Below are 13,212 nucleotides of genomic sequence, written 5' to 3' on the forward strand. Positions count from 1 at the left end.
TGACCGCTTGGCACACTATTTTTGTCGCTACGAGAGAGGGAGCCCGAGGTGCGGGCTCCCTCTCGGCCGGTCGTCAGTGTGCGTGCGCCGACGCCTCCGCCAGCTCGCGCAGCGCCTGGATCTCACCCGGCACGCTCTCCGCCCCGTACACCGCCGACCCGGCGACGAAGACGTTGGCCCCCGCGTCGGCCGCCCGCTCGATGGTCGTGCGCGACACTCCCCCGTCGACCTGGATCCACACGTCCAGCCCGGACTCGCTCACGGCCTCGCGCGCCCGTCGGATCTTCGGGAGGGTCCCTTCGATGAACGACTGCCCGCCGAAGCCCGGCTCGACCGTCATGACGAGGATCATGTCGACCTCCGCCAGGAGGTCCAGGAAGGGCTCCACGGGCGTCGCAGGGCGCAGCGCGAGGCCTGCACGGGACCCGAGGCGCCGGAGCTCGCGTGCGAGCCGCACAGGGGCGGCAGCGGCCTCGGCGTGGAACGTCACCGACGCGGCACCCGCCTCCGCGTACGCCGGCGCCCAGCGGTCCGGGTCCTCGATCATGAGGTGCGCGTCGATCGGCACCGGCGACACCTGCGCCAGGCGCTCGAACACCGGCAGCCCGAGCGTGAGGTTCGGCACGAAGTGGTTGTCCATGACGTCGACGTGCGCGTAGTCCGCCGTCGAGATGGCGTTCAGGTCGCGCTCGAGGTTCGCGAAGTCGGCGGACAGGATGCTCGGTGCGATGAGGGCTGCCATGGCTCCAGCCTAGGGTGCCTCCGCCCGCCCTCGACGCTCGTAGGCTCGTCCCGTGAGCAGCCTCCCCTCCCCCGGCACCCGACGCCCACCTGCGCCGACAGGGCCGACAGGGCCGACACCGGTCCCCGCGGGCGTCCGGGTGCGCGCCGCCACGCGGGCCGACCTCGGCCGCGTCGCCGCGATCGCCGCGCCCTTCGTCCGCGACACGTGCGTGACGTTCGAGGAGGAGGTCTGGGACGTCCCCGCGTGGGAGCGCAAGCTCGACGACGTCACCGCTCGCGGCCTGCCGTTCCTCGTCGCCGAGGTCGACGGGCCGCCAGGTCCGGACGGCACGGGCCACCCGGTGGTCGCTGGCTACGCCTACGCGTCCGCATGGCGCCCGAAGCCCGCGTACCGACACACCGCCGAGGACACGATCTACCTCGACCCCGACCACACCGGGCACGGGATCGGCACCGCGCTGCTGGGCGCGCTGCTCGACGCGTGCGTCTCCGCAGGCGTCCGGCAGGTCGTCTCGGTCGTCGCCGACGTCCCCGAGGCGGCGGGCTCGCTCCCCCTCCACCGGCGCTTCGGCTTCGTCGAGACCGGCCGCCTCACCGCCGTCGGCTTCAAGCACGGCCGCTGGGTCGACACGATCCTCCTCCAGCGCTCCCTCTGACCCGGCGACGAGACCCTCACAGCCCGCCCGACGCGCCGAGGTAGAGGCGTGGTCGTGCCGTCGGGCACGACCAGGGCTCTACCTCGGCGAGCCGGGATCAGGCGAGGATGCCTCGGCGGAGGTCGGTGGTGCGCTGCTCGACGGTGCGCCAGGCGTGGCGGCTCACGCCGGGGTGGGCGTCGCGGTCGACGTCCGCGAGCGCCGCGAGGAGTGCGTCGAGGGTCTGGACGACGGCGCGCTGGGCGCGGCGGCGGGGCAGGCCCCAGGTGGTGCCTTCGGTGACGAGGTGGTCGGCGGTGAGGCGGTCCATGTCGCGTTCTCCGGCGACGTCCATGGCGAAGACGCGGGAGGCGTGGTCGTGGTGGAGGTGCATGGAGACGTCGTAGGCGGGGGCGAGGCGGACGGTGCCGTCGGCGTGGCGGAGGACGGAGATGTTCTTGGCGTGGGCGTCGGTGTTGCCGAGGGCGAGGTTGAAGGTGGTGAGGGCGAGGAGGGGGTCGGGGCGGGTGCCGTCGTCGCGGAGGGTGCGGGCGATGGCGGCGAGGGAAGGGAAGCGGCGTCCGTGCTGGAACTTGCGTTCGGGGTCGCGGGTGTTGATGCCGAGGGCCTGGGCGGCGTCCTCCTGGTGGAGGCGGGCGGTGCCGCTGGGTTCGCGGGGGTCGGGGATGCGGTCGTAGCGGGTGACGACGATGGCGCGTTCGCCGTCGAACTCGGTGACGTGCGCGTCGACGGTGGTGAGGCCGACGCGGCGGGCGAGGTCGAGGGCGGCGGCCTCGGTGTTGACGAGGTCGGCGGTGGGTGAGTCGGAGGGGCGGGCGACCTTGAGGATGTGGGTGGTGGGGGCGGATCCGTGGGGGCGGGCCCAGCCGTGCTCGTCGTGGAGGAGGGTGATCTTGGGTTCCATGCCGGGCAGGGAGCTGGTGAGGTGCTTGCTTCGTCCGACGCCGCCGAATCGCGCGACGCCTTCTCGAAGGAGCCTGGCGACCGCGGCGTCGTCGAGCCGTTCGGCGGGAACGGATCGATGGCCGGCTTGGCCTGGAGGGCGCAGCTCTACGGCCCCGATGGTGTCGCCTGCGTACGCCGTGAAGAACGAGAGGTGGTCCTCGGGGTCGACGGCGGCTTCCATGGCCATCTGGTCGCGGGCGCGGCCCTCGGGCATGAGCCCGTCGAGCCATGCGGTGGCCCGGGCGGGGTGTGGTGGTTCGTCGGGTTCCATCGGGAGGAGGTGGGACAGCGTTCGCGCGCCGATCCCCCACCGTTCGTAGGCCTCGTCTGTCCATGTGAGGTCGACGCGATCGTCTCGTCGTCGCGTGAAGCGCCCGGCGTGAGTCCCGTAGAGCCAGAGGTCGAGCTCCTCGGCCCGTCTCACGATCGGTCCTCGAGGCGGAGGGAGATGTCGAGGTGGTCGAGGACCTCGAAGAGCCGGGTGATGTAGAGGTTGTCGACGCCGTTCTCGAGCTCGGAGAGATACTGGCGGGTGATTCCGAGGTCGTCGGCGAGCTCCGCCTGAGTGATGCCCTGCGCTCGCCGTACCCTGCGGACGGCCGCGCCGATGTCGCGCGCGCTCCGGGCGCCCGTCCAGTGTCCTGTCATCGCGTCTTCCCTCCTGCCAGCGAACCATGTCCGACTATCATGACACAGACTTCCGCCGAATATCCTGACAAAGGCACTGTGGCCTGGTCAGACGCGACGGAGGAGCGTGAGGTGCATGGCGTCGGTGCCGTGGACGTGCGGCCAGAGCTGGACGTCCTGGCGGTCGCCGAGCTCGATCGTGTCGCGCGCCTCGGGGCGCACGACGTCGCGCACGACGGCCGGGGCGTCGAGGACCTCGACGTCGTCGCGGCGGCGGAGCACGTCGGCGACGACGACCTGGGTCTCGGCGAGGTGGGGCGAGCACGTGACGTACCCGACCACTCCCCCGGGCCGGACGGCGTCGAGTGCGGAGTCGAGGAGCTCGCGCTGGAGCCCGGTGAGGGTCGCGAGGTCCGCCGGGGTGCGCCGCCACCGGGACTCGGGACGACGGCGCAGCGCACCGAGGCCGGTGCAGGGGGCGTCGAGGAGCACGCGGTCGTACGCACCCGGCTCGTCCTGCCCGACGGCGCGCCCGTCGCCCGTGCGCACGGCCTCCACGGCGTCCGCGGGCACGGCGGCGAGCGCGTTCTCCACGAGGCGTGCGCGGTGCGGCTGGACCTCGTTGGCGACGAGGCGGGCCCCGCGCTCGGCCGCGAGCGCCGCGAGGAGCGCGGCCTTGCCGCCGGGGCCGGCGCACAGGTCGAGCCAGCGCGCGTCGTCGCCGGTGGAGCCGGGCTGCGGTCCGGTGAGCGGTGCGGCGGCGAGCGCGAGCGCGACGAGCTGGCTGCCCTCGTCCTGGACGCCGGCGCGGCCGTCGCGCACGGCGCCGAACGCGGCGGGGTCGCCGCCCTCGAGGCGCAGCGCGGTGGGGGCCCAGCGCGAGGGCGTGACGCGGTCGTCGCCGTCGGCCAGCTCGTCGGGGTCGGCGAGGCCGGGACGGGCGACGAGCGTGACGCGGGGGGCGTCGTTGTCGGCGGCGAGGAGGGCGTCGAGCTCGGCGACGGGGCGCCCGTTGCCGGCGAGGGCGTCGCGCAGGGCGCGGGCGATCCACACGGGGTGGCTCTGGGTGGCCGCGAGCGCCGCGAGGGCGTCCGGGGCGTCGTCGGCGATGGTGGTGAGCCAGTCGTCGAGGGGGGTGCGGGCGACGCGGCGCAGGACGGCGTTGACGAGCTGGGCGCTGCCGGCGCCGGTGCGCTCCCGGGCCAGGCCGACGGTCTCGGACACGGCGGCGTGCTGGGGCACGCGCATGCCGAGGAGCTGGTGCGCGCCGAGCCGCAGGACGTCGAGCACGGGCGGGTCGAGGCGCTCGAGGGGGCGGTCGAGGCACAGCGCGAGGATCGCGTCGTAGCGCCCGCGCAGGCGCAGGGTGCCGTAGGCGAGCTCGGTGGCGAACCCCGCGTCGCGGCCGCGGATGCCGCGCTCGCGCAGCAGCGGGGGCAGGACGAGGTTGGCGTAGGCGTCGGAGCCGTCGACCTGCCGCAGGACGTCGTAGGCGACGGCGCGGGCGGGGTCGGTGCCCTTGCGGCGCTGGGAGGGTGCGTGCGCGCTGCGGGACGTATCGCCCCGGGAGCGGGCGGCGCCGCGCTGGCGCCCGCGGGCGTCGCGGCGATCGTCGGCACGGCGGTCCTGGCCACCGTCCGACCTGTTCGAACGGGCGTTCGAGCCGTCGCGCCCGGCCTCTCGGCGCGCGCTCGAACGCGCGTTCGACTCGCGGCCGTCCCGGGCGGATCCGTTCGCCCGATCGTTCGAACGTGCGTTCGATCCCCTGGTCGACGGCCGGCGGTCCATGGCGGCGCGGTCGCGGTCCGCGGGCGTGCCGCCGCTCATCGGGCGACCTCCGCGCCGAGCACGAGCTCTTCGGGGAGGCGTGCCCCGCGCGCCCAGTCGGCGGCGGGCATCTGCTTCTTGCCGACGGGCGCGACGTCCCCGAGCCGGACGGCGTGCGTCGCGGTGCCGACGAGCACCTCCTTCTTCCCGGCGCGCACCTGCCCGGGGGCGAGGTCCGTGACGTCGGGGCGCGGCGTCACCGGGCCGAGGCCGAGGCGGGCGCGCGCGCCGTCGGGACCGGGGACCGTGGTCCAGGAGCCCGGCGCCGGGGTGCAGCCCCGCACGAGGCGGTCGACCGCGAGCGCCGGGTGGTCCCAGCGCACCTCCGCGTCGGCGGGCGTGAGCTTCGCGGCGTGGGAGACGCCGTCGGCGGGCTGGGGCTGCGGGCGCAGGGTCCCGTCCTCGAGCGCGTCGAGCGTCGCGACGAGCAGGCCCGCGCCGGACACGGCGAGGCGGCCGAGGAGGTCCCCGGCGGTGTCGCGAGGACGGATGGTCTCGGTCGTCGTGCCGAGGGTGGGGCCGGAGTCCAGGCCCTCCTCGATGAGGAACGTCGTGGCGCCGGTGACCTCGTCCCCGGCGATGATCGCGCGCTGCACGGGCGCGGCGCCGCGCCAGGCCGGCAGGACGGAGAAGTGCAGGTTGACCCACCCGTGCCGCGGCACGGCGAGCACGTCGGGGCGCAGGATCTCCCCGTACGCGACGACGGGTGCCGCGTCGACGTCGAGCTCCGCGAGGCGCGCGAGGAACTCCTCGCCGCGGGGGCGGTCGGTGATCACGGGGATCCCGGCCTCCTCCGCGCGCACGCGGACGGGGCTCGGGGTCAGGCGCCGCCCCCGGCCCGACGGCGCGTCGGCGCGCGTGAGGACGGCGACGACGTCGTGGCGGGAGTCGAGGAGGGCGTCGAGGGACGGGACCGCGGTATCCGGGGTCCCGGCGAACAGCAGGCGCATGGGCCCGAGTCTAGGTCGCGCGGCGCTCCCGACCGCGCGGTCGGGAGCCGCGCTACCCGAGCGCGGGAGTCTCCTCGTGCCCTGGTCCGCCCACCGTCCGCGCGCCGAGCGGCACGTCCAGGGGGACGTCCACCCGGCGCGAGATCGCCGCCTCGGTGCACACGGACCCCTCCTCCGGTCGCCGGACGACCACCCGCACGGTGATCTCGACCGCGTCGTCGCTCTCGACGACGTCGACGCCCGCGTACTCCTCGCAGGCGGCGCCGTGCTCGACCACGATCGGCAGCACGTCCCCCGCGAGGTCCGCGTCCGGAGCGACGTGCCACCGTGCGGTCGCGCTCGGCGCGCCGTCGGAGCAGGCCGCGAGCGCCGCCACCACGAGCAGCGCGGACGCCATGAGGGCCGGTCGCCGAGCGGGGAGCACGGCTCTCATCCCAGCAGACGCCGCGCACCCGCGGAAGGGTCGGCGCCCGTCAGCCCGGGGACCCCGGTCGACCACGTCCGGCCCGCGCGGTGCGGGACGCGCCACGGACGCCCGCGGCGACCGTCACCGCGCGACGGGCACGCCGAGGTCGCGCAGGGCGGCGCGCAGGCCGGGCGTGCCGTCGAAGAGGTGCGTGCGCAGGCCGAGCCGGGCCGCGGCGTCGATGTTCGCGGGACTGTCGTCGGTGAAGAGCGTGCGCGCCGGGTCGAGGCCGAACCGGTCGACCGCGAGCGCGAAGATCGCGGGGTCGGGCTTGGCGAGACCCTCGCGCCCGGAGACGAGGACGTCCTCCATGAGGGTCGTGGCCGGGGCGGCGGGCCCGGCGTGGGGGTACAGCTCGGCGGACCAGTTCGTCAGCCCGTAGAGGCGCAGCCCGAGGTCGCGCAGCTCGCGCACCAGCTCCTCGGAGCCCTCCACGGGGCCGGTGAGCGTCGCGGGGAACTCCGCGACGTAGCGGTCCAGGAGCGCCACGTGGTGCGGGTGGGACGCCGCGACGGCGGCGCGCGCGTCCGCCCACGTGGCCCCGGCGTCGCGCTCGTGGTTGAGGACCCGGAAGTCGACGTCGGCGAAGAACGCGTCGACCACCTCCCGCTCCAGCCCGGCGTACGCGCCGTACGGGTCCCAGCCCACCAGCACGTTGCCGAAGTCGTACAGCACGGCGTCGATCGCGCGCTCGGGGGTGCCGCTGGTCGGCGCGGGGTGGTGAGTCGTCACAGGATCTCCTTCGGGTCGAGCTCCACCCGCACGCTACCCGGCTCCCGGCGCGCCGACCGCACCGCGAGGGACGCGGCGAGCTCACGCGCGAGCCGCCGGCCGTCGCGCACGGGCACCCGCACGACGGCGCGCACGGGTGGGGCGTCCAGCATCCCCGGCCCCGGGCCGTCGACGGCCCCGCTCCCTGGGCCGCCCGCCCCCGGCGCCCGCCCGCGCGGCGGGGGCGCGGGCACCTCCACGGGACCGAGGACGGCGTCGGGCCGCGCCAGCTCCACCCGCCCCAGCAGCGCCGCGACGGCCGGGCGGTCCCCCGTCACCGCCGCCACCCGGACGGCGGGCGGCAGGGACAGCTCGGCCCGCTCGTCGAGCTCCCGGTCCGCGAGGAGCGCCGGGTCCCAGCGCACGAGCGCGTTGGTCGGCGCCGGGGCGGCGTCGCCGACGAGCAGCACCTGCCCGCCCGCGGTCGCCGGACGCACGAGCGCCGCCGCGGCGAGCCAGCGCGCGAGCGCGTCCTGCGCGACGTCCAGCCCGACGTGCGCGGTGCTCACGGCGGCGTCGAGCAGGAGCGCCGCCGCGTACCCGCCCTCGGCGACCGGCTCCGCACCCGGCGTCGCGACGACGAGCGCCGGTCGGGACGACACCGCGCCCAGCACGCCGCCCGCCGCGGCCGCGCCGGACACCTGCACGGGCACGCCCGCGAACGCGCGTCCCAGCTCCTCCGCCGTGCGCTGCGACCCCACGCGCACCGACCGCAGCCCCGTCCAGTGGCACTCCGCGCACGACCACCCGCCCGCGAGCGCCCCGCACCACGCGCACTGCGGCGTCGCCTGCGGGCCGGACAGCGCGAGCGGGCCGTGGCACACGGTGCAGCGCGCCGGCGTGCGGCAGCGCCCGCACGCGACGACGGGCACGTACCCCGAGCGGGGCACCTGCACCAGCACAGGCCCCTGCTCGAGCGCGGAGCGAGCCGCGCGCCACGCCGCGGTCGGGATGCGGGCCGCGGCGCCCGGGCCCTCGGCGGCGAGCTCCACGGAGGTCAGGGCGCGGACCCGGGGCGCCCGTGCCCGCACGACGTCGCGCGGCGCCGCCAGATCGTGCGCCCAGCCCCGGGTCACGAGCGCGTGCGCCGCGACCGTGCGGCCGTGCGACCCGAGGAGGAACGCGGCACCCTCCTGGTCGCTGCGCAGCGCGAGCACCTCGCGCGCGTGCGGGTAGGGGGCACGCGGCTCGGCGAGCGTGTCCTCGCCGTCGTTCCAGCACACCACGAGACCGAGGTCCGCCACCGGGGCGAACGCCGCCGCCCTGGTCCCCACGACGACCCGCGCCCGGCCGTGCAGCACCGCGAGGAAGCCGCGGTACCGGGGCGCCGGTCCCTCGTCCGCGGTGAGGCGCACCACCTCGCCCCCGGTCGCGGCGTCCCACGGGGGCAGCCCCGCGGCGTCCAGGGCGGCGCAGACCTGGTCCACGTCCCGCGCGTCGGGCACGACGACGAGCGCCCCCCGGCCGCCCGACCGGGCCGCGCGCACCGCCTCCGCGACGGCCGCGGCCCAGTGCGTCACGGGCAGCGGGTCCGCCGCCCGGCGCACCCGCGCGGCACCCTTCCCGCGCTCGACCTGCCCCGGCACCGAGGCAGGAGGGGCGGGCGGCGCGAGGCCCGGCAGCGCGGTCCACACCGCCCGCGGCGCGCCCCCGCCCGCGACGTGCGCGAGGAACGCCGCGCCGGCGCGGTACGGGGCCCACACGGACCCGCCGGACGCCGCACCGGACCCTGCGGCCTCTGACGGGGCGGGGTGTGCCGCGCCGGACTCGCCCGCCGGCGTCGTGGCCCCCGCGGCGCCGCTCCCGGGTGCCGCGGCGACGGCGGCCGCGAGCGCCTGCTCGGCGCGCGCGTGCCGGGGCGGGACGGCGAGGCGGAGCACGTCCGACAGGGTGCCCGCGTAGTGGTCGGCGACCGAGCGCGCGAGCCGCGCCACGGCCGGCGAGAGCACCGGCTCCGGCGAGACGACGCGGCGCAGCGGCAGCAGGCGGCCGTCGTGGTCGGAGCGCTCGGTCCGCTCCAGGACGTACCCGTCGACGTCGCGGCCGGCGAACCGCACCTTGACCCGCACGCCGGGCTGCGCGTCGTCGGACATCGTGGCGGGCACGAGGTAGTCGAACGCGCGGTCCAGGTGCGGGGGCGCCAGGTCGAGCGCCAGGCGCGCGACGGGCAGGTGCGCCGCGACCTGCTGGGACGCCGGGACGGCCGGGCGCCGTGCCGCGGGCGCCGAGACGCCCGGCAGGGTGTCCTGCACCGCCTGCGACGTGTCCTCGGGCTCGCTCACGACGTCATCGAACCACGCGCCGCCGTCACGACCGGGCGGGCGGGCGGCACCTCGCCGAGCGCGCGGACGCTCGGGCACGCCAGCAGGTCGACCGGCAGGCGAACCGGCGCGGCCGTGCGAAGCCGGGCCGGGCTCGTCACACCTGGGACTGCAGGTCCGCGACGCGGTCCGTGCGCTCCCACGTGAACTGGTCCAGCTCGCGCCCGAAGTGCCCGTACGCGGCCGTCGCGGCGTAGATGGGGCGCAGCAGGTCCAGGTCACGGATGATCGCCGCGGGGCGCAGGTCGAACACCTCGCGGATCGCGGCCGTGATGCGCTCGACCGGCACCTTCTCCGTGCCGAACGTCTCCACGTACAGGCCCACGGGGTGCGCCTTGCCGATCGCGTACGCGACCTGCACCTCGCAGCGGCGCGCGAGGCCCGCCGCGACGACGTTCTTCGCGACCCAGCGCGTCGCGTACGCGGCGGAGCGGTCCACCTTCGACGGGTCCTTGCCGGAGAACGCGCCGCCTCCGTGGCGGGCCATGCCGCCGTAGGTGTCCACGATGATCTTGCGCCCGGTGAGGCCGGCGTCGCCCTGCGGGCCGCCGACGACGAAGGTGCCCGTCGGGTTGACGAACAGGCGCGTCTCGCGCGTGTCGAGGTCCACCCCCGCGGCCTCCAGGACCGGCGCGACGACGTCGTCCGCGACGAGCCGGTGCAGCGTGTCCTGCCGCACGTCCGGGTCGTGCTGCGTGGACAGGACGACCGTGTCGAGCGTGACCGCACGGTCGCCGTCGTACCCGATGGTGACCTGCGTCTTGCCGTCCGGGCGCAGCCCCGGCACCGTCCCGTCGCGCCGCACGAGCGCGAGACGCTCCGCGAGGCGGTGCGCGAGCCAGACCGGCAGCGGCATGAGGCTCGGGGTGTCGTCGCTCGCGTACCCGAACATCAGGCCCTGGTCGCCCGCGCCCTGCACGTCGAGGGGGTCGTGGTCGCGCTGGTCGTCGCGCTCCTCGAGGCTCTTGTCGACGCCCTGCGCGATGTCGGGCGACTGCTGCCCGATCGACACGGAGATGCCGCACGAGTCCGCGTCGAAGCCGATCGCGGACGACGTGTACCCGATGCGGCGCACGACGTCGCGCACGATCTGCGGGATCTCGACGTACGCGTCCGTGGTCACCTCGCCCGCGACGTGCACGAGGCCCGTGGTGACCATGGTCTCGACCGCCACGCGGGACGTCGGGTCCTGCGTCAGGAGCGCGTCGAGGATGGAGTCGGAGATCTGGTCGCAGACCTTGTCCGGGTGCCCCTCGGTGACGGACTCGGACGTGAACAGACGCAGATCAGCCATGCCGCACAGCCTACTGTCCCGAGGCGTGGGCGCGGGCATCCGGCACGCGAGACGAGACGGGCGTCTACTCGACCCGTGCGGCCCCGACGTCCTCCGTCGCCGCGGCCACCCGGCCCGCGACGACGTCCCAGACGGCGTCCGCCACCGCGCGCTTGGTGCCCCCCGCCGTCGCGACGACGTCGCCGGACCCGTCGACGACGGTCACGTCGTTCGCGTCGACGCCGAACCCGAGGCTCTCGCCCACCGCGTTCACGACGAGCAGGTCCGCGCCCTTGCGGCGCGCCTTCGCCCGGCCGTGGTCGAGCACCGAGCCGTCCGCGTCGCCCGTCTCGGCCGCGAACCCCACGACGACCTGGCCGGCGCGCAGCCGGTCGTGCGCGAGCTCGGCGAGCACGTCCGGGTTCTCGACGAGCGCGATCGGCTCCGGCCCGCGGCCCGGCACCTTCTTGATCTTCGCCCCGGGCGCGTGCGCCGGGCGGAAGTCCGCGACCGCAGCGGCCATCACGACGACGTCCGCCGACGCCGCCGCGGCGCGCACCGCGTCGCGCAGCTGGGCCGTCGTCTCGACCCCGACCACGTCGTCCAGGCCGGCGTCCCGCACCAGCGCGGCGACGTCCGGGGCCAGGTTCGCCGCGACGAGCGTCACGTGGGCGCCCCGCGCCCGCGCCGCCCGCGCGAGCTCGACCCCCTGGCGCCCGCTGGACCGGTTGCCGATGAAGCGGACCGGGTCGATCGGCTCGCGCGTGCCGCCCGCGGAGACCACGACCCGACGACCCGCGAGGTCGCGCACCGGCGCCGGTTCCCCGCTGGCGCCCGCCTCGTCGGCGGCGCCCCCCGCGACGGCCAGGGCGACGCGCGCGATCTCGTCGGGCTCGGGCAGGCGCCCCGGGCCCGTGTCGGCACCCGTCAGACGGCCCGACGCGGGCTCGATCACGTGCACGCCGCGCTCGCGCAGCGTGGCCACGTTCGCGCGCGTGGCCGGGTGCTCCCACATCTCGGTGTGCATCGCGGGTGCCATCACGACCGGGCAGCGCGCGGTCAGCAGCGTCGAGGTCAGCAGGTCGTCCGCCCGGCCCGACGCCGCCCGCGCGAGCAGGTCCGCGGTCGCGGGCGCCACGACCACCAGGTCCGCGCCCTGGCCCAGCGCGACGTGCGGGACGTGCTCCACGTCCTCGAACACCTGGTCCGTCGCCGGCTCGCCCGACAGCGCCTCCCACGTGGGCGCGCCGACGAACCGCAGCGCCGACGCCGTGGGCACCACGCGCACCCGATGACCCTGCTCGCGCAGCAGCCGCAGCAGCAGCACGGCCTTGTAGGCCGCGACCCCGCCGCTCACCCCGAGCACGATCCGCATGTCGCTCCTCCCGCCGGTCCCGCTCGAACTCCGCGTCCACCCCGGGGGCGGACGGCCGTGGACGCACGAACGCCGCGCCCTCGTCGTGAGGGGCGCGGCGTACGGGCTCAGGCCTCGTCGGCCTCGTCGGGCTCGGCCTCGATCGTGAGCAGGCCCGCGTTGATCTCGCGCATCGCGATCGACAGCGGCTTCTCCTGGTTGCGCGTCTCGAGCAGCGGCCCGACGTTCTCCAGCAGGCCCTCGCTGAGCTGCGAGTAGTACGCGTTGATCTGGCGCGCGCGCTTGGCCGAGTAGATGACGAGCGCGTACTTCGAGTCGACGTGCTCCAGCAGGTCGTCGATCGGCGGGTCGGTGATGCCCTCGGGGGCGGCGACGGTTCCGGACACAGTTCGCTCCGTGGGTTCAAGGGTCTGCAGCCGACGGCTGCAGCTGGTCGATGGCGGCGGCGCGCCGACCGCTCCGTCCGGGGCCGGGCGGCGCGGCCCCGGGCAGTCGCCGGGTCCGCGGACCGGGCCTGCGGCCCACCGGGGAGCGGGCCCGCGCGCGGGCACCGCAGGACAGTCTACTCGGTGTGCTGCTGAGTGTGCTGCTCGGTGCGCTCGGACGGCGCAGGATCCGCCGACCGCGCGGCGTCACCCGTCCCGCCCACGACGGGCCGGGGCTCGAGCCCCATGACGCGCACGAGCTCGTCCGTCGCGCGATGCACCTCGTCGTTGACGATGACGTGGTCGAACTCCGACTCCGCCGCGAGCTCGACCCGCGCCGTGGTGAGCCGACGCTCGCGCTCCTCCGCGTCTTCCGTGCCGCGGCCGACGAGCCGGCGCACCAGCTCGTCCCAGCTCGGCGGGGCGAGGAACACGAAGCGCGCCTCGGGCATCGAGGCCCGCACCTGGCGGGCGCCCTGGAGGTCGATCTCCAGGAGCGCCGGCACGCCCGCGGCGAGCTTCTCCTCGACCGCACGCCGGGGCGTGCCGTAGCTGTTGCGACCGTGCACCACCGCCCACTCGAGCAGCTCCCGGTCCGCGACCATGCGGGCGAACTCGTCGGCGCCGACGAACAGGTAGTGGACGCCGTCCACCTCCCCCGGTCGCGGGTCGCGCGTGGTGGCGGACACGGACAGCCACACCTCCGGGTACCGGGCCCGGATGTCCGCCGACACCGTCCCCTTCCCCACGGCGGTCGGACCGGCAAGGACGGTCAGGCGGGCGGGGCCGGGTGAGACCACCGACGCCGACGTCCCCTCGGCGGGGGCGTGCG

General features: G+C 76.4%; 13 protein-coding genes. 1 reads left to right on the forward strand and 12 read right to left on the reverse strand.

Going from position 1 to position 13,212, the window contains the following annotated elements:
* Nucleotides 1-73: 73 nt before the first annotated feature.
* Nucleotides 74-742, reverse strand: a complete 669-nt coding sequence (gene rpe, locus ACTJIY_RS01535) for a ribulose-phosphate 3-epimerase (protein WP_353709297.1) — start codon at nt 740-742, stop codon at nt 74-76.
* A 52-nt stretch (nt 743-794) separates the two neighbouring features.
* Here rpe and ACTJIY_RS01540 point away from each other — a divergent pair, with 52 nt between their 5' ends.
* Entirely contained in the window at nt 795-1,400 is a 606-nt protein-coding gene (locus ACTJIY_RS01540) for a GNAT family N-acetyltransferase (protein WP_353709298.1), read from the forward strand.
* Between the two features lie 97 nt (nt 1,401-1,497).
* Here ACTJIY_RS01540 and ACTJIY_RS01545 read toward each other — a convergent pair whose 3' ends face one another.
* The 11 genes from ACTJIY_RS01545 to gmk all read right to left on the reverse strand — a co-directional run bounded on the left by ACTJIY_RS01545 (nt 1,498) and on the right by gmk (nt 13,180).
* The gene (locus tag ACTJIY_RS01545) at nt 1,498-2,769 is read right to left on the reverse strand and encodes a type II toxin-antitoxin system HipA family toxin (protein ID WP_374613780.1); all 1,272 of its coding nucleotides are present in this window, start codon (nt 2,767-2,769) and stop codon (nt 1,498-1,500) included.
* The gene (locus ACTJIY_RS01550; RefSeq protein ID WP_253049387.1) at nt 2,766-2,993 is read right to left on the reverse strand and encodes a helix-turn-helix domain-containing protein; all 228 of its coding nucleotides are present in this window, start codon (nt 2,991-2,993) and stop codon (nt 2,766-2,768) included. Before ACTJIY_RS01550 ends, ACTJIY_RS01545 begins: the two co-directional genes overlap by 4 nt.
* 87 nt (nt 2,994-3,080) lie before the next feature.
* Complete coding sequence (locus tag ACTJIY_RS01555) at nt 3,081-4,799, reverse strand: RsmB/NOP family class I SAM-dependent RNA methyltransferase (protein ID WP_440673030.1); 1,719 nt, start codon at nt 4,797-4,799, stop codon at nt 3,081-3,083.
* Nucleotides 4,796-5,749, reverse strand: a complete 954-nt coding sequence (gene fmt / locus ACTJIY_RS01560; protein WP_353709301.1) for a methionyl-tRNA formyltransferase — start codon at nt 5,747-5,749, stop codon at nt 4,796-4,798. The genes ACTJIY_RS01555 and fmt overlap by 4 nt, the downstream gene beginning before the upstream one ends.
* Nucleotides 5,750-5,801: 52 nt before the next feature.
* A complete protein-coding gene (locus ACTJIY_RS01565; RefSeq protein ID WP_253049381.1) occupies nt 5,802-6,173 on the reverse strand; it encodes a hypothetical protein in 372 nt (123 codons plus the stop codon).
* A gap of 123 nt (nt 6,174-6,296) precedes the next feature.
* A complete protein-coding gene (locus ACTJIY_RS01570; RefSeq protein WP_353709302.1) occupies nt 6,297-6,947 on the reverse strand; it encodes an HAD family hydrolase in 651 nt (216 codons plus the stop codon).
* The gene (locus tag ACTJIY_RS01575; protein ID WP_440673029.1) at nt 6,944-9,268 is read right to left on the reverse strand and encodes a primosomal protein N'; all 2,325 of its coding nucleotides are present in this window, start codon (nt 9,266-9,268) and stop codon (nt 6,944-6,946) included. The genes ACTJIY_RS01570 and ACTJIY_RS01575 overlap by 4 nt, the downstream gene beginning before the upstream one ends.
* A 136-nt stretch (nt 9,269-9,404) precedes the next feature.
* Nucleotides 9,405-10,601 (reverse strand): methionine adenosyltransferase, encoded by a 1,197-nt coding sequence (gene metK / locus ACTJIY_RS01580; protein ID WP_440673028.1) that lies wholly within the window; start codon nt 10,599-10,601, stop codon nt 9,405-9,407.
* Between the two features lie 64 nt (nt 10,602-10,665).
* Complete coding sequence (gene coaBC, locus ACTJIY_RS01585; protein ID WP_440673027.1) at nt 10,666-11,955, reverse strand: bifunctional phosphopantothenoylcysteine decarboxylase/phosphopantothenate--cysteine ligase CoaBC; 1,290 nt, start codon at nt 11,953-11,955, stop codon at nt 10,666-10,668.
* Between the two features lie 107 nt (nt 11,956-12,062).
* A complete protein-coding gene (gene rpoZ, locus ACTJIY_RS01590) occupies nt 12,063-12,341 on the reverse strand; it encodes a DNA-directed RNA polymerase subunit omega (protein ID WP_047234226.1) in 279 nt (92 codons plus the stop codon).
* Nucleotides 12,342-12,517: 176 nt separating this feature from the next.
* On the reverse strand, nt 12,518-13,180 hold the full coding sequence (gene gmk / locus ACTJIY_RS01595; RefSeq protein ID WP_440673207.1) for a guanylate kinase: 663 nt from the start codon (nt 13,178-13,180) through the stop codon (nt 12,518-12,520).
* Nucleotides 13,181-13,212 lie beyond the last annotated feature (32 nt).

The sequence above is a fragment of the Cellulosimicrobium sp. 22598 genome, from assembly GCF_052044445.1.
Lineage (GTDB): Bacteria > Actinomycetota > Actinomycetes > Actinomycetales > Cellulomonadaceae > Cellulosimicrobium > Cellulosimicrobium cellulans_G.